At 31.6% G+C, this 22,816-nt stretch carries 22 protein-coding genes, 8 tRNA genes and 1 other annotated feature; of the genes, 28 read left to right on the top strand and 2 right to left on the bottom strand.

Translation table 11 applies throughout. From position 1 onward, the window contains the following. Positions 1-4 precede the first annotated feature (4 nt). The 14 genes from ACZ41D_RS03975 (at position 5) to epsC (ending at position 7,561) form a co-directional block, all read left to right on the top strand. Complete coding sequence (locus ACZ41D_RS03975; protein ID WP_464152640.1) at positions 5-532, top strand: DUF2179 domain-containing protein; 528 nt, start codon at positions 5-7, stop codon at positions 530-532. 79 nt (positions 533-611) lie between these two features. Continuing rightward, on the top strand, positions 612-1,634 hold the full coding sequence (locus ACZ41D_RS03980) for a GerMN domain-containing protein (RefSeq protein WP_464152641.1): 1,023 nt from the start codon (positions 612-614) through the stop codon (positions 1,632-1,634). Between the two features lie 149 nt (positions 1,635-1,783). Further along, positions 1,784-2,584, top strand: coding sequence for a ribonuclease PH (gene rph, locus ACZ41D_RS03985; RefSeq protein WP_464152642.1), 801 nt, complete (start codon positions 1,784-1,786; stop codon positions 2,582-2,584). Further along, a complete protein-coding gene (locus ACZ41D_RS03990; protein WP_464152643.1) occupies positions 2,547-3,161 on the top strand; it encodes an XTP/dITP diphosphatase in 615 nt (204 codons plus the stop codon). The genes rph and ACZ41D_RS03990 overlap by 38 nt, the downstream gene beginning before the upstream one ends. Further along, positions 3,161-3,646, top strand: a complete 486-nt coding sequence (locus ACZ41D_RS03995) for a metallophosphoesterase family protein (RefSeq protein WP_464152644.1) — start codon at positions 3,161-3,163, stop codon at positions 3,644-3,646. The genes ACZ41D_RS03990 and ACZ41D_RS03995 overlap by 1 nt, the downstream gene beginning before the upstream one ends. Before the next feature lie 89 nt (positions 3,647-3,735). Further along, positions 3,736-3,809, top strand: a tRNA-Gly gene (locus ACZ41D_RS04000). A gap of 10 nt (positions 3,810-3,819) precedes the next feature. Then, positions 3,820-3,896, top strand: a tRNA-Arg gene (locus ACZ41D_RS04005). Between the two features lie 7 nt (positions 3,897-3,903). Continuing rightward, positions 3,904-3,980: transfer RNA gene (locus ACZ41D_RS04010), tRNA-His, on the top strand. Between the two features lie 21 nt (positions 3,981-4,001). Beyond that, positions 4,002-4,085 (top strand) — tRNA-Leu (locus ACZ41D_RS04015). An 18-nt stretch (positions 4,086-4,103) separates the two neighbouring features. Then, a tRNA-Gly gene (locus ACZ41D_RS04020) sits at positions 4,104-4,178 on the top strand. Between the two features lie 39 nt (positions 4,179-4,217). Then, positions 4,218-4,294: transfer RNA gene (locus ACZ41D_RS04025), tRNA-Arg, on the top strand. A 72-nt stretch (positions 4,295-4,366) separates the two neighbouring features. Then, entirely contained in the window at positions 4,367-5,635 is a 1,269-nt protein-coding gene (locus ACZ41D_RS04030; protein WP_464152645.1) for a glycoside hydrolase family 18 protein, read from the top strand. 121 nt (positions 5,636-5,756) lie between these two features. After that, positions 5,757-5,988: a binding site (T-box leader), on the top strand. A gap of 59 nt (positions 5,989-6,047) precedes the next feature. Next, positions 6,048-6,959, top strand: coding sequence for a cysteine synthase A (cysK, locus tag ACZ41D_RS04035; protein ID WP_464152646.1), 912 nt, complete (start codon positions 6,048-6,050; stop codon positions 6,957-6,959). 17 nt (positions 6,960-6,976) lie between these two features. Next, positions 6,977-7,561, top strand: a complete 585-nt coding sequence (gene epsC / locus ACZ41D_RS04040) for a serine O-acetyltransferase EpsC (RefSeq protein WP_464152647.1) — start codon at positions 6,977-6,979, stop codon at positions 7,559-7,561. Between the two features lie 25 nt (positions 7,562-7,586). Here epsC and ACZ41D_RS04045 read toward each other — a convergent pair whose 3' ends face one another. After that, positions 7,587-8,819, bottom strand: coding sequence for an LL-diaminopimelate aminotransferase (locus ACZ41D_RS04045; RefSeq protein ID WP_464152648.1), 1,233 nt, complete (start codon positions 8,817-8,819; stop codon positions 7,587-7,589). A 181-nt stretch (positions 8,820-9,000) separates the two neighbouring features. On the opposite strand from ACZ41D_RS04045, the gene ACZ41D_RS04050 reads away from it, so the two are divergent. From ACZ41D_RS04050 to yihA, 9 genes are all read left to right on the top strand, one after another. Then, a complete protein-coding gene (locus ACZ41D_RS04050) occupies positions 9,001-9,243 on the top strand; it encodes a hypothetical protein (RefSeq protein WP_464152649.1) in 243 nt (80 codons plus the stop codon). A gap of 76 nt (positions 9,244-9,319) precedes the next feature. After that, a tRNA-Leu gene (locus ACZ41D_RS04055) sits at positions 9,320-9,406 on the top strand. 89 nt (positions 9,407-9,495) lie between these two features. Then, positions 9,496-9,777, top strand: coding sequence for a hypothetical protein (locus ACZ41D_RS04060; RefSeq protein WP_464152650.1), 282 nt, complete (start codon positions 9,496-9,498; stop codon positions 9,775-9,777). 136 nt (positions 9,778-9,913) lie between these two features. Further along, a tRNA-Leu gene (locus ACZ41D_RS04065) sits at positions 9,914-9,997 on the top strand. A gap of 228 nt (positions 9,998-10,225) precedes the next feature. Next, positions 10,226-11,512, top strand: a complete 1,287-nt coding sequence (gene tig, locus ACZ41D_RS04070) for a trigger factor (protein WP_464152651.1) — start codon at positions 10,226-10,228, stop codon at positions 11,510-11,512. A gap of 21 nt (positions 11,513-11,533) precedes the next feature. Beyond that, positions 11,534-12,118, top strand: a complete 585-nt coding sequence (clpP, locus tag ACZ41D_RS04075) for an ATP-dependent Clp endopeptidase proteolytic subunit ClpP (RefSeq protein ID WP_464152652.1) — start codon at positions 11,534-11,536, stop codon at positions 12,116-12,118. Between the two features lie 25 nt (positions 12,119-12,143). Further along, on the top strand, positions 12,144-13,421 hold the full coding sequence (gene clpX / locus ACZ41D_RS04080; RefSeq protein WP_464152653.1) for an ATP-dependent Clp protease ATP-binding subunit ClpX: 1,278 nt from the start codon (positions 12,144-12,146) through the stop codon (positions 13,419-13,421). A 131-nt stretch (positions 13,422-13,552) separates the two neighbouring features. After that, positions 13,553-15,916, top strand: coding sequence for an endopeptidase La (gene lon / locus ACZ41D_RS04085; RefSeq protein WP_464152654.1), 2,364 nt, complete (start codon positions 13,553-13,555; stop codon positions 15,914-15,916). Further along, complete coding sequence (yihA, locus tag ACZ41D_RS04090) at positions 15,897-16,487, top strand: ribosome biogenesis GTP-binding protein YihA/YsxC (protein ID WP_464152655.1); 591 nt, start codon at positions 15,897-15,899, stop codon at positions 16,485-16,487. Before lon ends, yihA begins: the two co-directional genes overlap by 20 nt. 18 nt (positions 16,488-16,505) lie before the next feature. Here the strand turns inward: yihA and ACZ41D_RS04095 are convergent, their stop codons facing one another. Further along, on the bottom strand, positions 16,506-17,378 hold the full coding sequence (locus ACZ41D_RS04095) for a DMT family transporter (protein ID WP_464152656.1): 873 nt from the start codon (positions 17,376-17,378) through the stop codon (positions 16,506-16,508). 175 nt (positions 17,379-17,553) lie between these two features. Between ACZ41D_RS04095 and rd the strand changes: the two genes are divergently transcribed. The 5 genes from rd (at position 17,554) to rbr (ending at position 22,784) form a co-directional block, all read left to right on the top strand. Then, entirely contained in the window at positions 17,554-17,715 is a 162-nt protein-coding gene (rd, locus tag ACZ41D_RS04100) for a rubredoxin (protein WP_464152657.1), read from the top strand. A 92-nt stretch (positions 17,716-17,807) separates the two neighbouring features. Continuing rightward, positions 17,808-18,203: an ATP-binding protein gene (locus ACZ41D_RS04105; protein WP_464152658.1), complete on the top strand. Its 396-nt coding sequence runs from the start codon at positions 17,808-17,810 to the stop codon at positions 18,201-18,203. Positions 18,204-18,283: 80 nt separating this feature from the next. Then, complete coding sequence (locus ACZ41D_RS04110) at positions 18,284-20,155, top strand: YgiQ family radical SAM protein (RefSeq protein ID WP_464152659.1); 1,872 nt, start codon at positions 18,284-18,286, stop codon at positions 20,153-20,155. Positions 20,156-20,263: 108 nt separating this feature from the next. Next, positions 20,264-22,090 (top strand): translational GTPase TypA, encoded by a 1,827-nt coding sequence (gene typA / locus ACZ41D_RS04115; protein WP_464152660.1) that lies wholly within the window; start codon positions 20,264-20,266, stop codon positions 22,088-22,090. A 109-nt stretch (positions 22,091-22,199) separates the two neighbouring features. Further along, on the top strand, positions 22,200-22,784 hold the full coding sequence (gene rbr / locus ACZ41D_RS04120; RefSeq protein ID WP_464152661.1) for a rubrerythrin: 585 nt from the start codon (positions 22,200-22,202) through the stop codon (positions 22,782-22,784). Positions 22,785-22,816 lie beyond the last annotated feature (32 nt).

Raw genomic sequence — 22,816 nt, forward strand, 5'->3', positions numbered from 1 at the left:
AAATATGAGTGCTTTTTTAGGGTATTTATTTATTTTTGGTGCTAGAATATGTGATGTTTCCATGGCTACAGTAAGAACTTTAATGGTGGTTCAGGGACGTAAGGTTCAAGCAGCCATGATAGGTTTTTTTGAAGTAATTATTTATGTTGTAGCGTTAGGAAAAGTTGTAAATGGCTTAAGTGATCCTAGAAACTTATTTGCATATGCATTAGGTTTTGCTTGTGGAAATTATGTGGGAATTATTATAGAGGAGAAAATTGCTTTAGGAAATTTAAACGCTCAAGTTATAACAAACTGTAAAGAAAAAGAAGCAGAGATAGTTAAAAGATTAAGAGAAAATGGTTTTGGTGTAACAGTAATTAAGGGGGAAGGTAAGGAAGGAGAAAGAAGTATTTTAAACGTAACATTCAAGAGAAAAATGCTAGGTGAATTAAATAGGATATTGGAAGATATAGATGGTAAAGCCTTTATAACAGTTAGCAATACTAAACAGATAAAAGGTGGTTATTTTTCAACTGTTAAAAAGAAGTAGAAAGTTTGCTAAAATAATCATAGTATTCTCTTTGCTTTAATATAATTTATAAATAAGTATTAGCAGGGGGGATACTCGAATGATTTATAAAAAAGTCATTATATTCGCTTTAGTTTTAGTTATAGTTGTGAGCTTATCTGGTTGTCAAGCTATTGATACAATGAAAAATTTTTTTGCAAAGGATAAACAAGAAGTTGAAGTAATAAGAAGTAACGAAGATGAATATGAAGGCGAAATAACTAGTGATCCAAACATGAGGGACACAGTATTGTATTATCAAAATGGGAATGGGTATTTAGTTCCCGTAAAAAGACAAATTCCATGGGAAGAAGGCATAGCAAAAGCAGCACTTAGGAACATAGTTGATAGTCCTACTGTGAGAGAGGATATAGGTGCAATAGGATTACTACCTTTAATACCTGCAGGAACGGAAATAAATGGCATGGCAATTAGCGAGGAAGGTATATGCAAGGTAGATTTTACTGAAGAAGTTATGAATTATCAAACACATACTGAAGAAATTAATCTTGTAAAAGGGATTGTATATACACTGACAGAGTTTCCCACTATAAATAAAGTACAATTAATGGTAGAAGGTAAGATCCTTGATGAACTCAAATTTGGTACTAGAGTAAGAGAACCTATAGAGAGAAAAAATATTAACATGGTTGATAATTATAGTGAAGGTGAGTCAAATGTAGTGGTTTACTACAAAGGGACAGACAATGGTGAATATGAGTATTATGTGCCTGTTACTGTTCCTACTCTGGCACCTCAAGCTAATGCTGTGGCTGCATTGGAAGAGTTATTTAAAGGAGCACCTGAATTATCAGGATTGTATACAGATATTCCTCAAGGTGTATATTTACAAGGAGCAAAAGTTAGTGATGGAGTTGCATACGTTGATTTATTGTTAGAATCTAAGGATATAATATCGGAACAAGTGGTTTTTGATAAGCTTGCGAAAAATATAGCTCTTACAGTAAAAGAATTTGACGATGTTGAAGATGTAGAAATATTAATAGATGGTAAGACAATAGAAGAGGCAGGGCTTGATTTATTAGATACTGATTACATGCCTGTATTTGCAAATGAGTATTAAACTACCGATTGATGCGGTAGTTTTTCTTTATTCAAAAATTTTTTATAATACTTATAGTAAAGTTTAGTTAGATTTGTTATTATTAAATATGGAGAAAGGTAACACTATATAGAAAAATAGAATATTAAAATGAAACAGGAGCGATAAAAATGAAGAGATTTGACGGTAGAGAGAATGACGAAATTAGAGAAGTGGAAATAGTGAGAAATTATTTAAAGCACCCTCAAGGATCTGTGCTTATAACTATGGGAGAAACAAAGGTAATATGTACAGCGATGGTCGATGATAGAGTACCACCATTTCTAAAAGGAACTGGAAATGGATGGATTACAGCTGAGTATTCAATGCTTCCAGGTTCAACTATATCTAGAAAAATACGAGAGTCAAGTAGAGGAAGAATTGAAGGAAGATCACAGGAAATTCAGAGACTTATTGGAAGAGCATTAAGGTCTGTAGTAGACATGTCTAAACTTGGTGAAAGGACGGTATGGATTGATTGTGATGTAATTCAAGCAGATGGGGGAACGAGAACAGCATCAATAACTGGAGGATTTGTAGCTTTGGTAGATGCATTGTATAAAATGTATTGTGATAAGGAGATACCTTATATACCAGTCTCAAGTTTTGTTTCAGCTATAAGCGTAGGGATAGTAAATGATAATAGAGTGCTTGACTTATGCTATGAAGAGGATTCTAAGGCAAAGGTTGATATGAATCTTGTCATGACTAATAAAGGAGAATTTATAGAGATTCAAGGTACTGGTGAAAAATCTCCATTTTCTATGGATGACTTAAATGAGCTTTTAAAGTTGGGTACTAAAGGAAATAATTTGCTTATACAAAAACAAAAAGATGTATTAGGAGATATATCTAATTTAGTCGGGAAAATACCAGGAAAAGAGGAGAATAAGGATGAACAAGAAAAGAATAATTTTAGCAAGTGGAAATAAACATAAGATACAAGAAATAAAAGATATTTTGAAAGATATGGACTTTGAGATTATTTCCAAAGATGATGTTGGACTTCAAGATTTTGAGGTAATAGAGGATGGGAATACTTTAGAGGAGAATGCTATTAAAAAGGCAGTAGAGATATCGAGAAAGGTTGATGGAATAATAATAGCAGATGATACAGGATTATTTGTTGAAAAACTTAATGGAGAACCAGGAGTGTATTCAGCTAGGTATGCTGGTGAAAATGCAACATATGAGGATAACAATAAAAAGCTTTTAAAAAAACTTAAAGGTATTTCTATGGAAGATAGAAATGCAAAATTTAAGACTGTTATGGCTATAGTTCTGGAAGATAAAAGTATTAGAACAGTTGAAGGAGAATGTAAAGGTAAGATTGCTTTTGAGCCAAGGGGAAACAACGGTTTTGGATATGATCCATTGTTTATTGTTGACGGATATGATAAAACTTTTGCAGAATTAGGTGAGGAAATAAAAAATAAGATAAGCCATAGGGCAAATGCACTTAAAAATTTAAAAAATGAACTCGATAGGATAGCAAAGGATGATAGATAGTGAAGATAGCAGTTATAAGTGATACTCATGGATATATATATGGAGTTGTTAAAGCTTTAAAAAAGATAGAAAAAGTAGAGTCAATTGTTCATCTTGGTGATTATGCAGAAGATTCGTTAAAAATTTCTGAAATGATAGACTTACCTGTTACTGTAGTGAGGGGAAATTGTGATGCTTTTAAGGAGAAAAGTAAGTTATATCCAAAGGAAAATATTTTAGAAATTAATAATTTTAAAATATTTTTAACTCATGGAGATGAATATGGTATAAAATTTGGTCTTGAGAGATTATATTATAGAGCAAAAGAATTAGACGTAAACGCAGTGTTTTTTGGTCATACTCATATTCCTATGTCTACACATTATGATGATATATTTTTTTTAAATCCTGGAAGTCCTACTATGCCTCGCTGTGGAGCATGTAAAACTTTTTGTATAGTAGAAATAGGAAAAAAGATAAGTGCTAAACATGTAGAGGTGAAATAACGGCACATTAGATTATTTGTTTAGATGTAGAAAATATTATTGACAACGTTATTTCTTTTTGCTATAATTCTATATTGTTAGTTAGTATTGCGGGTGTAGCTCAGTGGTAGAGCCCTGGCTTCCCAAGCCAGTTGCGAGGGTTCGATTCCCTTCACCCGCTCCAATAAACTTTTGCACCTATAGCTCAGTTGGATAGAGCAACGGACTTCTAATCCGTGTGCCGGGGGTTCGAATCCTCCTAGGTGCACCAAAATATGGTGGGTATAGCTCAGTTGGTTAGAGCGCTAGATTGTGGCTCTAGAGGCCAAGGGTTCGAGTCCCTTTATCCACCCCACTTTTATGTTTTATTTATCATGCGGGAATGGCGGAATTGGCAGACGCGCTAGACTTAGGATCTAGTGCCTTTGGCGTGGGGGTTCAAGTCCTCTTTCCCGCACCACTATAATATATTGAATATGCGGAAGTGGCTCAGTGGTAGAGCATCGCCTTGCCAAGGCGAGGGTCGCGAGTTCGAATCTCGTCTTCCGCTCCAACAAATAAGTTGACTAAAAAGTCAACTTTATTAATATGTGCGCCCTTAGCTCAGTTGGATAGAGTCGCTGACTTCGAATCAGTTGGTCGGGGGTTCGAGTCCCTCAGGGCGCGCCAAAAAAGGGGAACAAATAGCACTCCACTAGAATATAATATATATAATAATTATATTCTGTGGGGTGTTTATTTATGTTAATACATGTAGTGAAAAGAGGAGAGACGCTTTGGAGCATTTCAAATAACTACGGAGTAACTATGAATCAAATAATTGATATAAATGAATTAGAAAATCCTGAATTACTAATGGTAGGGCAGGCTTTAATAATTCCTGTAAATAATAATATTCACATAGTTCGTCCTAGAGAAACTCTTTGGTATATTGCTCAAAGATACGGAGTTACTGTTGAAGCATTAATGATTGAAAACAGGATCATTAATCCTAATATGATTTTTGTGGGCCAAGAAATACATATTCCAAAACCTAATATTCTAGTAAATGGATATTTAACCATTAATGAAATAGATAAGACAGAAATTATTGAACAGACTAAAGAGTATTTAACTTATATCAGTATGTTTAGCTATAGAATACAAGAAGATGGAGGTATAATACCTTTAGAAGATGATTCTGAAGTACAAATATCTCTTAAATCTAGTATTTTACCGTTAATGACTATAACAAATTTTGATGAAGATGGCTTTAATTCTAATTTAGTTCATTCAATTCTTTCTAGCATTGAGATACAGGAAAGATTATTTATAAATATTCTTAGTACAATGAGACAAAAGGGTTTTAGGGGAATAAATATAGATTTTGAATATGTTTTTCCTTATGATAGTGAATTATACAATCAGTTTTTACATAGAATAGTAGAAGTAATGCATGCTAATGGATATATAGTATCTACAGCACTTGCACCTAAAATTAATGCAGAACAGAAGGGATTGTTATATAAAGCACATGATTACCTTGTTCACGGCCAATTGTCGGATTTTGTAGTATTGATGACTTATGAGTGGGGGTGGCCAGGAGGACCACCTTTAGCAGTAGCCCCAGCTAACGAAGTAAGAAAAGTTTTAGACTATGCTATTACAGTTATACCTAGATGGAAAATATTTATGGGTATACCGCTATATGGAAGAGATTGGAAACTACCATATGTTAGAGGTAAAACAATTGCAGCTACTATTACACCTAAAGAAGCTTTAAGAAGGGCTATAGAACACAGATCTCAGATATATTATGATGATTTATATCAAACTCCATATTACTATTATACAGATCAGAATGGAAACGAACATGAAGTTTGGTTTGAGGATGCGAGAAGTTATCAAGCAAAATACAATTTAGTTAAGGAATATATGCTTAGAGGTATTAGTTATTGGGAACTAAATATTGAATCTCCTCAGAATTGGCCTGTGCTTGTAGATAACTTTAAAATACAAAAATATCTATAAAGCCAAAGATACAATTGCAATATTTTACTATGTAATCTCACAATTTTAGCATTAAAAAAGTATTGACATATTATTAATCAATGAATATAATATTAAATAAATAATTCATACTAAATTAGTAGGAAATACTTTGAAAAAGGAAAGTAGTGTAAAGAAAGTATTACAGAGAGGAGATCTATAGCTGAGAGATTTCCATATGATCTTTATGCGAAGTGCCCTTTGGAGTAGTGCACCGAACATAAGTAGGCTGCACCGGGTTTCTCCCGTTATAGAGATAGAGCATGACGCCGTGCTTGAAGAGTGGGTATCTATATCAATTAGAGTGGAACCGCGGAGTATACTTCGTCTCTAAATAGGGATGGAGTTTTTTATTTGTTAAAAATATATAATCAGGTTATGAGGAGGTAAAAATATGATATATGAAAATGTAATAGATATGATTGGTAATACGCCAATTTTAAAGTTGAATAACTTAATAGATGAAAATATGGCTAAGGTATATGTTAAATTAGAAAAATATAATCCAGGTGGTAGTATAAAGGACAGAGCAGCATTAGGGATGATAGAAGAAGCGGAGAATAAAGGCTTATTAAAAAAAGGAAGTACAATTGTAGAGCCTACTAGTGGAAATACAGGAATTGCTTTAGCTATGATTGGGAAAATGAAAGGCTATAAGGTTATTATAGTAATGCCTGAAAACATGAGTGCAGAAAGAAGAAAATTAATAAAGGCGTTTGGTGCAGAGGTCATTCTTACTAGTGGGTCAAAAGGTATGACAGGAGCAATAAATAAAGCTAAAGAGCTAGTTAACAGTAAAGAAGGATATTTTATGCCTCAACAATTTATTAACAAAGCAAACCCAAGTAAACATTATTATACTACAGCAGATGAAATTCTGAAATCCGTAAAAGATGTAGATGTATTTGTAGCTGGAGTTGGTACTGGTGGGACAATTTCAGGAGTAGGCAAAAGGTTAAAAGAGTATAATAAAAAGATAAAAGTTATTGCTGTAGAACCCAAAAATTCAGCGGTTTTATCGGGTGATGAGCCAGGTTCACATAAAATACAAGGTATTGGTGCTGGGTTCATACCAGAAATATACAATTTTGATGTAGTAGATGATGTTATTACAATTACGGATGATGAGGCATATGAGACTACTAAAATGGTAGCATTAAAAGAAGGAGTTCTAATTGGTATTTCTTCTGGAGCTAATATAGCTGCTTCATTAAAAATCGCAAAGACATTAAACAATAATGCAAAGATAGTGACAGTTGCTCCAGATGGTGGCGAAAGATATTTGTCTACAGGTATTTTTGACTAAAGACAGGGGGGATTTAATTGTTTAAAAATCTGAAGTATGATATTAAGAATATAATGGAAAAAGATCCTGCTGCAAGAAACTGGCTAGAAGTATTACTTTTATATCCATGTATACACGCTATTATTGCTCATAGGATTTCTCATTTTTTATACAATAAAAAGCTATTTTTCCTTGCTAGACTTATATCCCAGATATCGAGATTTTTTACTGGAATAGAAATCCATCCTGGTGCACAGATTGGTAAGGGATTATTTATTGATCATGGTATGGGTGTTGTAATTGGTGAAACAACTGTTTTGGGAGATAATGTGACTCTTTATCAGGGAGTGACTCTTGGAGGAACTGGTAAAGATAAGGGTAAAAGACATCCTACTATAGGAGATAATGTTATAATTGGTGCAGGAGCAAAGGTATTAGGTCCTATATATATAGCTTCTGGTAGCAAGATAGGAGCTAATGCGGTAGTTCTTAAGGACACATTAGCTGATTCCACAGCAGTTGGAATACCTGCAAAGATTGTAAATATTAGGCCTAGAAAAATAATCGAAACCAAGCATTGCAAAGGCAAAGAAATTAAGATTTATAATGATATGATTATATAAGATAGGGCAGTAAATTTACTGCCCTTTAAAATACCAATTGTAACTTTTTTAATCTGTTTTTTAATTCCTCTATTATTTTTTTCTCTTCTTCTAGATTTTTTGCTTCAAATGTTACTGAAAATCTTAAATATGACCCTGCGTCGTCCCAAGGAACTGTAGAAATTAGCGCATTTGAAATAATATATTGAGAGGCTTCTTCTGCTGTATTAAAAACAATTCCAGTTTTGGTTCCCTTAGGAATAGGTGCATAACAATAAAATGTCCCCTTAGGTTTATCTACATCAAAACCAACTTCTCTAAGTGCTTTTATAAGCAAGTCAAATCTCCTTGAATATTTTTTTGCGATATTTTCAGATATTTCAGGGTGATTCAATGCGTATACACCAGCTTTTTGTATTGCTCTAAATTGTCCTGAGTCTATATTAGATTTTACGTTTCCGTATAATTCAATTATTTTTTCATTTCCTACTATAAATCCTAGTCTCCAACCTGTCATATTAAAAGCCTTTGACAAAGAATGTACTTCTACTCCAACATTTATTGCTCCATCTACTGAAAGAAAACTCAATGGTTTTTTACCATCATATACTAAAGGAGCATAGGCGGCGTCATTAATTACAATAATTTCATTTTCACAGGCAAATTCTACTACTCTTTCATAAAATTCTGTAGTAGCTATTTGGCCTGTTGGATTATTTGGATAGTTTATATATAAGAGTTTTGTGTTGTCTAAAATATTTTTAGGAATAGAGGACAAATTAGGATAATAGTTGTTTTCTTTAAGTAGAGGAGAACAGTAAACATTGCCACCTAAATATTTTGCACAGGTTGCTAATACTGGATATCCTGGTACTGTTGTTATAACTGTATCTCCTGGATTTATAAAACATAGAGGAAGTATAGATAAGATGGATTTTGCTCCTATACCATGTAATATGTTTTTTTGAGGGTCAAGTCCTTTTAAACCATATACTTTTTCTAAATATGATTTAGCAGCTTCTTGAAATTCAAGTATTCCATTATCTGCATATAATCTATTTTCAACTTTACCGGCTTCCATATTGAGTATATTTACGATATCATTATTTGCTGGTGAATCTGGCTCCCCTATTCCCATATCAATTATAGGTATATGAGAGTTTTTTTTCTTTGCTTCTTCTTTTGCCTTTTTTATCAGGGAAAATTTGTAATTTTTTTTCAAGGTATGATAATTAGTACCACCTAATCTTTCAGATATCATGTTATTAATACATATCATTTAGCATTCTCCTTTGTAATTGGTATATTATGCACAATATCTATAATATTTATGATATTCATTTATATCTGAAAGTGTTAAATTATATATGGGATAATAAGTTTGAAATTAAAATAAATCTATTGTTGTATTGTACGCAAAATAACAATATCGCATATTATGTATTAGAGGTGGTATAACTATGAAAAAAACATTAATAGGATATAGAATAGATGGAACGGAAATTTACAAATCTGAAGGGATAGGATGTGCTTGTTTATTAAAATGTAAAAAGTGCGGTAAAATTTTAGATACTATGTGCTGTCAAGATGATATATATTGTCCAAAATGTGCAGCTGAAATGGGATATGTAAATAATGAAAATTTTAAAGAAAAGAAAAAATGGAATACTAGAAAAAGACGTAAAACATATTTATCTATGTAATTATACCATTAGAACTATAAAAACATATTGATTTATGTTTTTACATTGCTTATAATATAAAAGTAATGTAATATTTGCGAGAATGGCGGAATTGGCAGACGCGCTAGATTCAGGTTCTAGTGGGAGCAATCCTATGCAGGTTCAAATCCTGTTTCTCGCACCATTATAGCTGGCATTTGCCAGCTTTTTATTGTTAAAATAATTTTATAAGGCACCAAAAAGTGATAAATTTTTTGTTTAGTCTAAAGTATAATGGGAATAAGAAATATAAAAATAATATATTGTATAGAGGAGAAAAAGATGGATGTATTAGTTGGAGAAATAATTAAAAATAATAGTATTTTTAAAGTAATGGAGGTGCCTTATAATAATAGAAAAGAGTTTTTCGTTGCATTAGTTAGTATAAGTGATTCATTAGGTGTAGATGTACCTTTGTGGACATTTAAGGAGGATAAGCTTTTAAAGGAGGGTGAGAAAGTAACTATAATCATTGATAAAGATATGATTTTAAATATTTATAAGAAAGTAGCGTAAGTATAATTTGTCTTTTAATAGACAAAATTTCCTTAATAGTTTAAAGCTAAAAATTTACTGAAATTTTTTGATAAAAAAACTTGACTTTTATTTTATTCATGTTATAATGAATTTTGTCAGTAAATAATTAAGACTTGCGGGAATGGCGGAATTGGCAGACGCGCTAGACTTAGGATCTAGTGCCTTTGGCGTGGGGGTTCAAGTCCTCTTTCCCGCACCATTTAAACCAGTGGTTTGACCATTGGTTTTTTTCGTATGTTCAAATATTTATATAGTAGCTAGAAACTGATGTTGGACATATATATTTTTAATGTGATATAATGTAATGGTTAATTAGATAAGTATTGATAAAGAGAATAAAATATATATTATTTAGATATATCACGACCTGCAAAATATTTTTATATAAAATTTAAATAATAAGTATTATTTTTAAGGAGGAAAATAAATGAAATCAACTATTGAAAAAAAGGAGAATAACAAAGTCACATTAAAAATTGAAATTGATGCGGAAAAATTTGAAGAGGGAATACAAAAAGCATATATAAGAAATAGAGCAAAGTTTAATATTCCCGGATTTAGAAAAGGTAAAGCTCCAAGAAAAATAATAGAGATAAATTATGGTAAAGGTGTTTTTTATGAAGATGCAGTTAACATATTATTACCTGATGCATATGATAGTGCAATAGAAGAGCAAAAATTAGAGCCAGTAGATAGGCCAAAAATTGATATTGAACAAATTGAATCTGGCAAACCATTGATCATTACTGCTGAAGTTACAGTGAAACCAGAAGTAGAACTTGGAGAATATAAAGGAATAGAAGTAGAAAAAGTAGAGTACAATGTTACAGAAGAAGATGTAATGAATGAGCTTAAAATGATGCAAGATAAAAATGCTAGAATTATTGAAGCAGAAGACAGACCTGTTAAGAAAGGAGACATTTTAACTATAGATTATAAAGGATTTATAGGAGACGAGCAATTTGAAGGAGGAACAGCAGAAAATCAAACATTAGAAATTGGCTCAGGAAGATTTATACCTGGATTTGAAGAACAATTGATTGGTAAGACAAAAGGAGAAGAAGTAGAAATTAATGTTAAATTCCCAGAAGAATATCATGCAAAAGATTTAGCAGGTAAGGAAGCTACTTTTAAGGTTAATATTCATGAGATAAAAGAAAAAGAGTTGCCTGAACTTGATGATGAATTTGCTAAGGATGTAAGCGAAGTAGATACTCTAGATGAACTAAAGAAAGAAATTAAGAATAAATTAGAAAAAACAGCAAAGGATAATGAGAAGAGAGAAAATGAAAATAGAGTAATTGAAAAAATAGTAGAAAACTCTAAAGTAGACATTCCAAAAGTTATGATTGAGAACCAGATTAATTCTGAGCTTCAAGAATTTAGTTACAGATTAAAAATTCAAGGAATTGAATTAAATCAATATCTTGAGCTTACAAATACTAAAATAGAAGATTTAAGAGAGCAGTTTAGAGAAGGAGCTGAAAAAGCTGTTAAAACTGAGCTTGTTTTAGAGGCTATTTCTAAGAAAGAAAATATTAAAGAAACTGAAGAAGAAATAGATAAAGAAATTGAGGAATTTGCTAAACAATACGGTCAAGAAGTAGATAAGTTTAAAGCAAATATTAGGGAAACAGATTTAGAATATATTAAAATGGGTATAATTAGAAAGAAAACAATTGACTTTTTAGTTGAAAATGCTAAATTATCTTAAAGATAATAGGAGGGATAACTTATGGCTTTGGTACCAGTAGTAGTTGAACAGACCAATAGAGGTGAAAGGTCATATGATATTTATTCTAGGCTTTTAAAGGAAAGAATTATATTCGTTTCTGATGAGATAAATGACGTTACTGCAAGCCTAGTGGTTGCACAATTATTATTCTTAGAAGCAGAAGATCCAGATAAAGATATACAGCTTTACATTAATAGTCCTGGTGGTTCGATAACTTCAGGATTTGCAATATATGACACCATGCAATATATTAAGCCAGATGTATCTACCATATGTATAGGTATGGCAGCAAGTATGGGAGCATTTTTACTCGCTGCAGGAGCTAAAGGTAAGAGATATGCATTACCTAATTCTGAGGTAATGATTCATCAACCTTTAGGTGGGACTAGAGGTCAAGCAGAGGATATAAGAATACATGCTGAAAGAATTGTAAAGATGAGAGAACAAATAAACAAGATACTTAGCGAAAGAACAGGTCAACCATATGATAAGATAGCCAGAGATACGGATAGAGATTTCTTTATGTCTGCACAAGAAGCTAAAGAATATGGTATAATAGACGAGGTAATAACTTTTAGGAAATAACGATTTGAGTGAGAGAGGTGTCATAATGTCGAGATTTGAGGAAAAACAGCTTAAATGCTCATTTTGTGGAAAATCTCAAGACCAAGTTAGAAGACTTATTGCAGGGCCAAATGTATATATATGTGATGAGTGTATACATCTTTGTCAAGAGATAATCGATGAAGAGTTTGAAGAGGACTTCGATGTTGAAATTAAAGATTTACCAAAGCCTGCTGAGATGAAAAAGGTGCTTGACGATTATGTAATTCAACAAGATAGAGCAAAAAGAGCATTAGCTGTTGCTGTATATAATCATTATAAAAGAATTAATAAAAATATTTCAGATGATGATGTTGAGTTACAAAAGAGTAATATAGTGATGATCGGGCCTACTGGTTCAGGTAAAACTTTGCTAGCTCAAACACTTGCAAAAATTTTGAATGTTCCTTTTGCAATAGCCGATGCTACGAGTTTAACTGAAGCTGGATACGTAGGTGAAGATGTAGAAAATATTATATTGAAGCTTATTCAAGCAGCAGATTATGATATAGAAAAAGCAGAAAAAGGGATAATATATATAGATGAAATAGATAAAATTGCTAGAAAGTCAGAGAATCCTTCTATAACTAGAGATGTGAGTGGAGAAGGTGTCCAACAAGCTCTTTTAAAAATATTAGAAGGAACAGTAGCAAGTGTACCACCCCAAGGAGGAAGAAAACATCCACATCAAGAATTTATACAGATAGATACTACAAATATTCTTTTTATAGTCGGTGGAGCTTTTGACGGTTTAGAAAAAATTATTCAATCCAGAATAGGAAAAAAATCTATGGGATTTGGGGCTGATATACAGAGCAAAAAAATAAAAGATGTTGGAGAAGTATTAAAATATGTTCAACCTGAAGACCTGTTAAAATATGGTCTTATTCCTGAATTTGTTGGAAGATTACCAGTAATAGTTACCTTAAATCAATTAGATAAAGATGCATTAATAGATATTCTTACAAAACCTAAAAATGCGTTAGTTAAACAATATAAAGAGTTATTTCTAATGGATGGAGTAGATTTAGAGATAGATGATGAAGCTTTGGAAGCTATTGCAGAAAAGGCTATCGAAAGGAAAAGTGGTGCTAGGGGATTAAGAGGCATTATGGAAGAAATTATGCTGGATATAATGTATGAGATACCTTCGAGAGAAGATATTGAAAAATGCGTTATTAATAAAGATACTGTTAAAAATGGAGGAAAACCTACTCTTGTTCTTTCCGAAAAGAGGAAGAAAAAGACAGGTAAGAAGTCTAATAAGAAAGAATCTGCTTCATAAAACCCACGAATTTTCGTGGGTTTTGTTTATAACTATATAAATTATGGGAAACATAATATTGACTATTTTGTACTAAATGAGGCAAAATGTATAATAGATGAAGTATCTAGTAAGACAAAGGAGATGATAACATGGCAGATAATGATTATAAAACTAATGAGAGAATTATACCTCTTATTCCTTTAAGAGGACTATCAGTTTTCCCTTATATGGTTATACACTTTGATGTAGGAAGGGATAAATCAATAAATGCTTTGGAAAAAGCTATGGTTAATGATTCTTTAATATTTTTAACAGCTCAAAAGGAAGCTAAAGTTGATATGCCTAATGCTGATGAATTTTATCATATTGGGACAGTTTGTAAGATAAAACAAATGCTTAAACTTCCGGGAGATACTATTAGAGTATTAGTTGAAGGAATAAATAGAGGGAAAATAATAGAAATATTGAGTGAAGAACCTTATTTTGAAGTTAAGATTGAGGAAATATTATATGAAGGAGAAGTAAAGAAAGATAAGAAAATACAAGCTATAATGAGAATGGTGTTAGAAAGTTTTGAAGAATATATTAGTCTTGGCGATAGAATATCTCCAGATGTCTTTATTACAGTTTCAGAAATAGATGAACCTGGGAGATTAGCAGATGTTATATCATCGTATATATATTTGAAGCCTGAAGATAATCAAAAAATTCTTGAGGCTTTTGACCCTTATGAAAGATTAGAGTTATTAGATGTGATACTAAAAGAGGAAATAGAGATATTAAAAATAGAACAACAAATAAATCAAAGAGTAAGAAAACAGATCACTAAAATTCAAAAAGAGTATTACTTAAAGGAACAACTTAAAGCTATACAGCATGAACTTGGTGAAGATGATGGGCTTATGGAGGAAATTGAGGAATATAATAGTAAAATTCAAAAACTTAAGATGCCAAAAGAAGTAAAGGAAAAAACTTTAAAGGAAGTAGATAGACTTACTAAAATATCACCCAGTTCTCCTGAAGCGGGAGTTATAAGGACATACCTTGATTGGGTAATAGATTTACCTTGGAATAAGGAAACTAAAGATAGAATTAATATAAAAAAATCTAGAGAAATATTAGATGAAGACCATTATGGACTTAAAGATGTAAAGGAAAGGGTGTTGGAATACATAGCTATAAGAAAACTATCTAATAGCATGAAAGGACCTATATTGTGCTTTGTAGGGCCTCCTGGAGTTGGTAAAACATCTATAGCAAAATCTATAGCAAGGGCGTTGAATAGAAAGTTTATAAGAATGTCATTAGGCGGTGTAAGAGATGAAGCAGAAATTAGAGGTCATAGAAGAACTTATGTTGGAGCTATTCCAGGTAGAATAATATCTTTGATAAGAAAGGCAGGCTCTAAAAATCCCGTATTTTTATTTGATGAAATAGATAAATTAAATAGCGATTTTAGAGGAGATCCTGCTTCTGCATTATTAGAAGTACTAGATCCAGAACAAAACAATACTTTTACTGACCACTATTTAGATATACCATTTGATCTTTCTAAAGTTATGTTTATAACAACTGCAAATACAACTTCAACCATTCCTGAACCTTTACTTGACAGGATGGAAGTAATAAGGATACCTGGATATACTGAAGAAGAAAAACTTCAAATAGCGAAAAGGTATCTTTTGCCTAAGCAGATTAAGGAACATGGATTAAAAGAGAAAAACCTTAAGATTTCTGAGAATGCAGTTAGAAAGATTATCAATGACTATACTAGAGAGTCTGGAGTAAGAAATTTAGAGCGTAATATAGCAAATATATGTAGAAAATCTGCTAAAAAGATTGTGGAAGAGAACGTTAAAACTGTAACTATAAATAATAATAACTTGCATAATTATCTAGGCATACCAAAATACAGGCATGAGAAAGCACAAGAAAAGCACCAAGTTGGTATAGCTACTGGATTAGCTTGGACTGCTGTAGGTGGAGAGACTTTGTGTATTGAAGTAAATCCTATGAAGGGAACTGGTAAACTTCAGCTTACTGGACAACTTGGGGATGTGATGAAAGAATCTGCTATGACGGGAATAAGTTTTATCAGATCTAATGCTGAAAAATACAACATAGATAGTAACTTTTATAAAGAAATGGATATTCATATACATGTCCCAGAAGGTGCAATACCTAAAGATGGTCCTTCTGCAGGGATAACTATGGCTACTGCTGTTATTTCTGCATTAACAAATGTGCCTGTTAATAGGAATGTAGCTATGACTGGAGAAATAACTCTAAGAGGTAGGGTGTTGCCAGTTGGCGGTATTAAAGAAAAAGTATTAGGGGCAAATAGAGCAGGTATAACTAAAATATTACTTCCATGGGAAAACAAAAGGGATATGGATGATATACCTGATAAGATTAAAAGAAAAATAGAATTTGTATTTGTTAATTCTATGGATGAAGTTTTAGAGCACGCTTTAATAAAAGAGGAGGATAAGGATGAAAGTAAAAAAAGCTGAATTACTTGCAACTGTGGTTAAAAAAGAACAATATCCTTCTGAAGGTCCTGTTGAAATTGCTTTAGCTGGCAGGTCAAACGTGGGCAAATCATCATTGATTAATACTTTGATAAATAGAAAAAATTTAGCAAGGACTAGTGGACAACCAGGAAAAACACAAACTATTAATTTTTACAATATAAATGATGAGTTTAGATTTGTAGATTTACCTGGATACGGTTATGCTAAAGTGCCTTTAGCCGTCAGAAAAAAATGGGGGCAAATGATTGAAACATATTTAAAGGATAGAAAAAGTCTTAGGGAAGTAATTCTTTTACTAGATATACGGCATGAGCCAGGGGAACATGATAAGGTTATGTATGATTGGATAAAATCTTTTGGCTTTAAAGGGATAATAATTGCTACTAAAGCGGATAAAATTTCAAGAGGAAAGTGGCAAAAAAACATATCTGTTATACTTAAAAGTTTAGATATTAAAGATAGAAGTCTAGTTATACCTTTTTCAGCAACAAAAAAGATAAATACAGAAGTTATTTGGGAATTGTTAGAAGATATAATTTATAATAAATAAAAAAGTAAGGGCCCCAGATTAAGTCTGGGGTTGATTGTTTTTTTTAGGTTTAAACTCACTTAAAATCATACCTAATAGAATTAGTATACTTCCAATTATTGCTTTTGTAGTCATTATATCTCCTAAAATAATAAAAGAAAATATAGCAGAAAAAACAGGTTCTGCAGTATATATTAGTGCAGTATGAGTAGGAGAAGTAAATTTTTGCATTATATTTTGTATTATATATGCACCAGATGTTGCTAAAATTCCAGTATATATTATTCCGGACCAATCAATAAGTGTATTAGGCAATGTAAAAGTGTGCGTAGTTAAGGAAAACATAAGACTTATGAAACCTACAACTCCTATTTGAATGATTGCCAAAGAAACAGAATCTACCATATTGGTATATTTACCTACGAATATAATATGAAATGCAAAACAAAAAGCACATATTATTGTGCATAAATCACCAATATTTAGAGATAGACTAGTATCGAGTGTCATAAATCCTAAACCTATGATTGCACATAATACTCCAAATATTGTAGACTTATTTGGTAACTTTTTTGATATTATAGAGGAAGTAATTGGTACTATTACTACTGAAAATCCTGTTATAAATCCAGATTTAGAAGGTGTTGTATAATTTAATCCTACAGTTTGAAATGCATATCCTAAAAAAAGTATAGTCCCTATCATAAGCCCATATATGATTGTATTTTTATTAATTTTAATCATATTTTTGTAAAAAACAATGCTTGAAATAATAAATGCAAGGATAAATCTTAAAGCTAGAAAATTATATGTAGGTATATTGTTAAGAATATTTTTAGTTATTACAAATGTTGAACCCCAAATAGCAGTTACAGCTAATAATGCTAAATCTGCTTTTAGTTGCTTTGACATAGTATCACATTCCTTACTAATATTTGATGTTTATTTGTTATTATAACATATAAAAAAGGAAGCATAATAGTAATTTTTAGATTTCTTTAAAAATATATTAGTTAAAGGTTTAAAGATATTATTTTATGGGTAATATTATGATAAATAAAAATAAAGTTTGAAAGGAGAAATTGATATGGATAAATATGTATGTATGCCTTGTGGCTATGTTTACGATCCTAATGAAGGAGATGTTGAAAACGGTATAGAACCTGGAACTGCATTTGAAGATTTACCAGAAGATTGGGTTTGTCCAGTATGTGGCGCAGGAAAGGATATGTTTGAAAAACAAGAATAAGAGGGTTTCCCTCTTATTTTTAATTCAGGATTAAACAAGTAATTTTTGGGTAATACATAAATAGTAATTATATTATATATTTTAAGATGGATGTGATTGATTTGTGTTATATAATTGACGAAAGTGTTTGTAGTGACATGTGCAAAGTAAAGCCTTTTCTTAAAAGAATACTTAATATGATTGGCGAAAAAATACATGATAAAAACATAATGTTTGATATCAGGCTTATATTAGATGAACTCATTACAAATGGTGTTTTGCATGGTAATAAATGTGATAGAAAAAAATGCGTATCACTTTCCATCAAAATTGATAGTAATAAAGTTAGAATAGAAGTTTCAGATGAAGGAAAAGGATTTATTTATGATAAAGGAGCATATAATCCTTTAGAATTAAAATGCAGTGGGAGAGGTCTTGTGATTGTGGAAGGACTAAGTGATGAGTTTTATGTACACAACAATAAAATAATATCTATTAAATATCTTTAACCCCATAATTGGGGTTTTGTTTTTTATTTTGTATTTGACAAAAGGCAACAGGATAAAATAGAATTAGTTAGGTGAGAAAATTGTTTAAAAGGAATGATAATAATATGGATTTTTTACCTATAAATAAAGAAGATATGAAAAAAAGAGGATGGGAACAGCTAGATTTCATACTAATAACTGGAGATGCTTATATTGACCATCCGTCATTTGGAAGTGCAATAATCAGTAGGTTGTTGGAAAGTAGAGGATATAAGGTAGGGATTATATCACAACCTTCGTGGAAAAACATTGAAGATTTTAAAAAGCTAGGCAGACCTAAACTAGCTTTTCTTATAACTGGTGGTAATATAGATTCTATGGTAAATCATTATACAGTTGCAAAAAGAAGAAGAAAAAGGGATGTCTATTCACCAGCAGGTAAAACAGGAATGAGACCAGATAGGGCTTCCATAGTATATACACAAAAAGTGAGAGAGGCTTACAGTAAAGTTCCGATTATTTTAGGTGGAATAGAAGCTAGTTTAAGGAGAATGGCACATTATGACTATTGGTCTAATAAGGTAAGACGGTCAATACTTTTAGATTCTAATGCGGATTTAATAGTGTATGGTATGGGAGAAGGCCCAATTATAGAAATAGCTGAAGCATTGGAATATGGGATACCTATAGAAGAAATAACTTATGTTAATGGAACTGTATATAAAACTAATGATATAAATAGACCATATAAACCTATAATACTTCCAAGCTACGATGAAATACTAAAATCTAAAACAAAATATGCAGAAAGCTTTATGATGCAGAATAGAAATATGGACGCAGTGTATGGACGTACTTTAGTAGAACCTTATAGAAATTGTTATGTAGTGCAAAACCCTCCATACAAGCCACTGAGTCAGATAGAGTTAGATGACATATATTCACTTCCATATATGAGAAGTTATCATCCTATTTACGAAAAAGATGGTGGTGTGCCAGCAATAGAAGAGGTTAAATTTAGTATTATAAGTAATAGAGGTTGCTTTGGAGGTTGTAATTTTTGTGCACTTGCTTTTCATCAAGGAAGAGTTATACAGAGCAGGAGTCATAGCTCAATTATTGATGAAGCAAAAAAAATTATTGAAGAGCCTGATTTTAAAGGATATATACATGATGTAGGAGGACCTACTGCGAATTTTAGACATCGGGCGTGTGAAAAACAGATAAAATATGGAGTATGTCAAGATAAGCAGTGTTTGTTTCCGTCTCCATGTGAAAATTTAAAAATTGATCACACAGATTATCTTAACCTTCTTAGGAAGATTAGGAAACTTCCTAACGTAAAAAAAGTGTTTGTACGGTCAGGTATTAGGTTTGATTATCTTATGTATGATAAAAACGACGATTTTTTTAAAGAATTATGCAAATATCATATTAGTGGACAGTTGAAAGTTGCACCAGAACACGTGTCACAGAGAGTTTTAGATATGATGGGAAAACCAAGCAGAAAAGTATATGATAAATTTGTCAAGAAATATTATGAGATAAACGAAGCTTTGGGTATGAATCAATATTTAGTTCCGTACTTTATATCTAGCCATCCTGGGTCAACACTAAAAGATGCTATAGAGCTTGCAGAATATTTAAGAGATATAGGACATATGCCAGAACAGGTTCAAGATTTTTATCCTACACCTAGTACATTATCTACTTGTATGTATTATACAGGCTTAGACCCTCGTACAATGAAAAAAGTATATGTACCTAGATCGCCTCACGAGAAGGCTATGCAGCGAGCACTAATGCAGTATAAGAAAACTAGGAATTATGACTTAGTATATGAAGCATTAATAAAAGCAAATAGAAAAGATTTAATAGGTTATGGGAATAAGTGCTTGATTAGACCTAGAGAAAATAATAAAAATGTTAAATATAAAAAACAACGAAATATAAAAGGTAAACATAGAAGATAAAAAGAGAAGAAAGTTTAAAATCATTGATTTTTGTAATTGTTGTGATAAAATTAGTTTTGTTAAAAAATGTTTATTTTATTTTAAAATTAGAGGGATGTGGAAGTAACAATGGAAAAGGTGAGAAATGATATACGCAATATTGCCATCATTGCTCATGTTGATCATGGAAAGACAACATTAGTTGATCAATTATTGAGACAAAGTGGTATATTTAGAAGTAATCAAGTAGTGCAGGAAAGAGTAATGGATTCTAATGAGCTAGAAAGAGAAAGAGGTATAACTATATTATCTAAGAATACAGCAGTGAACTATAAAGGTACAAAAATAAATATAGTAGATACTCCAGGGCATGCTGATTTTGGAGGAGAGGTAGAACGTGTTCTTAAGATGGTGAATGGAGTTGTTTTGGTAGTAGACGCTTTTGAAGGGCCCATGCCTCAAACTAAATTTGTTTTGAAAAAGGCATTAGAGTTAAAACTTCCTGCTATTGTTTGTATAAACAAAATAGACCGACCTGGTGCAAGACCTAATGAGGTTGTTGATGAGGTATTAGATTTGTTTATAGATTTAGGAGCAGATGAAGAACAGTTAGATTGCCCATTTGTATATGCATCAGCTAAAAATGGAACTGCGTCATTAAGTCCTGACTGCCAGAAGAAAAACATGGAGGATTTGTTTGAAACAATAATAAAATTCATACCGGCACCTAAAGGAGACGATGAGGCTCCTTTACAAGTATTGATTTCAACTATAGACTATAATGAATATATTGGGCGTATAGGCATTGGAAAAATTGAAAGAGGTACCATTAAAAGAAATCAAGAAACTATAATAGTAAACAAAGAAAAACCTGATGATATAAAAAAGGTTAAGATAACAAATATATATGAGTTTGAAGGACTAAATAGGGTTGAAGTAGAAGAAGCAAAAGTAGGAAGTATAATTGCAGTTACAGGCGTTGAAGGTATTCATATAGGAGATACTATATGTGATGTAAATAATCCTCAACCTTTACCTTTTGTTAAAATATCTGAGCCTACTATATCTATGACATTTTCAGTAAATGATAGTCCATTTGCCGGGCAAGAAGGGAAATATGTAACATCACGGCATTTAAGGAATCGTCTATTTAGAGAACTTCAAACAGATGTGAGTTTGAGAGTCGAAGAAACAGATTCAACTGATTCTTTTAAAGTATCAGGCAGAGGAGAGCTCCATCTCTCTATTTTAATAGAAACTATGAGAAGAGAAGGATATGAATTTCAAGTTTCTAAACCACAGGTACTATATAAGATTATTGATGGTAAAAAATATGAACCTATGGAGAGGGTAACCATAGATGTACCAGAAGAATTTATTGGCTCTGTTATAGAAAAATTAGGACGGAGAAAAGGTGAAATGATAGATATGACTCATAATAATGCTGGATATTCTAGATTAATATTTTCTATACCTGCCCGTGGGCTTATTGGATACCGCTCTGAATTTATGACTGATACAAAAGGAAATGGAATATTAAATTCTATATTTGCCGGTTATGAACGTTATAAAGGAGAAATACCAAGAAGACCACAAGGTTCTCTTGTAGCATATGAAACTGGAATAGCAGCTTCTTACGGACTTTATTCAGCTCAAGAGAGAGGAATACTTTTTATAGAACCGGGAACTAAAGTTTACGAAGGTATGGTGGTAGGACAGAATCCAAAAGGTAATGATATAGAAGTGAATGTTTGCAAAAAGAAACAACAAACAAATATTAGGGCATCTGGTTCAGATGATGCATTAAGGCTTTCACCTCCTAAGATTATGAGCCTTGAAGAAGCTTTAGAATTTATTGAAGAAGATGAGTTAATTGAAATTACCCCTAATAGTTTAAGGATAAGAAAAAAGATATTAAGTAATTCAAAAAGATATAAGGCAAAAAATAGAAAATAAAGAAGTTTTTTACTATATATTAATAAAATTTAAAAATTATTGATTATTATATATATATGAGGGTATATAAATTGATGTAAGAAAATGATTATTAAATGGAGGGGTTTAAATGAAATCTTTAAAAGGGACAAAAACAGCTGAAAATTTAATGAAGGCATTTGCAGGGGAATCACAGGCAAGGAACAGATATACTTATTATGCATCTACTGCTAAAAAAGAAGGGTATGTACAAATATCAAATATATTTGCTGAAACTGCAGATAACGAAAAAGAACATGCAAAGAGATTTATGAAGTTTTTAAAGGAAAGTCTTAATGGTGAAGCTATAGAAATTAATGCATCTTATCCTGCTGCTTTAGGAGATACAAAATTTAACCTATTGGCTGCAGCAAAAGGTGAAAATGAAGAATGGTCAGAACTTTATCCTGAATTTGCAAAAGTAGCTGATGAAGAAGGTTTTCCTGAGATTGCATTTGTATTTAGGAAAGTAGCAGAAGTTGAAAAACACCATGAAGAAAGATATAGAGCTTTATTAAATAATGTAGAGAATGGTACAGTATTTAAGAAGGATAATGTCGTTAGATGGAAATGTAATAATTGTGGTTATATTCATGAGGGTACTAGTGCACCAGAAAAATGTCCAGCATGTGACCATCCTCAAGCTTATTTTGAAGTACTTGTAGAATCTTATTAATAGTTGAGGAAATTGCATAATAAAATATTATA

Source organism: Brassicibacter thermophilus, from assembly GCF_055378355.1.